This window comes from Paenibacillus xylanilyticus, assembly GCF_013359935.1.
Lineage (GTDB): Bacteria > Bacillota > Bacilli > Paenibacillales > Paenibacillaceae > Paenibacillus > Paenibacillus xylanilyticus.
Map to the genome: position 1 here is coordinate 1 of NZ_JABMCB010000027.1, position 790 is coordinate 790.

The following is a 790-nucleotide window of genomic DNA, read 5'->3' on the forward strand; positions in this document are numbered from 1 at the left end:
CCGCCCGAGAACAAGTCATTAACGATTCGCTTGGATCGTTCCAGATCCGCAATGATATCGTCATAACTCTGGATTTTGAAGTTTGCCAGCACCACCTGAGTATGTTTGTCCATCGAAAATGGATACTCCGTCATTTCCATAACCCGCATTTCGATATTTTTCATTTCCATTTCTGGGTCATAGGCGTATACGATATCACCCATATCAGGCGGTGACTCGATCCGGTCTATCTTATGGATATCAGCTGCATTGATAGAGATTTCAATTTCCGGGATCTCCTTCTTTCGCAATTCCTCCCGGGTAGCCTTCAGCAGCTTTTCTGGGTCCTCTATATTCTGGTCAACCATTTCCCCATCATAGAAAACGTTGGTTGTGTTGGACCAGTATTGTGCGTAAGGCGATATCAGATAGTTGACGGCCAGTTTCCCGTTTTGAATGGCTCCCGGTACGCTTTGCAACAGACTCAATTCCTCGGCTGTCAGATAGTCCGTGGACATCCCTATAAACGTCCTGCCGTCTTTCATTTGGCTGAACATCCGGGTGACCAGGTTTGAACCTTCGTCCTTGAATTGATCCTGGATGATATCCTTGCCTATCCGGTATTGCTTGCCCACGTTTTCGCCCACACGCTTACGCAAATGGATCGTAAAGTTATCCGCCTTTACCTCTACACCGTAGGACTTAACAATGTGATTGAAAGCTTCCAGAGCTGTAGTCCGGCCCCAATCCTTGATATCCTGAAGGTCAAAAACGTCATCAATCTTGAATGTGTATTTGTTGTTCATGATCA

The 790-nt window shown here is 45.9% G+C and carries 1 protein-coding gene; it reads right to left on the reverse strand.

The window, feature by feature from the left end:
* A partial coding sequence (locus HP552_RS00155) for a phage tail spike protein (protein ID WP_175393804.1) occupies positions 1 to 790 on the reverse strand: 790 nt, incomplete at both ends.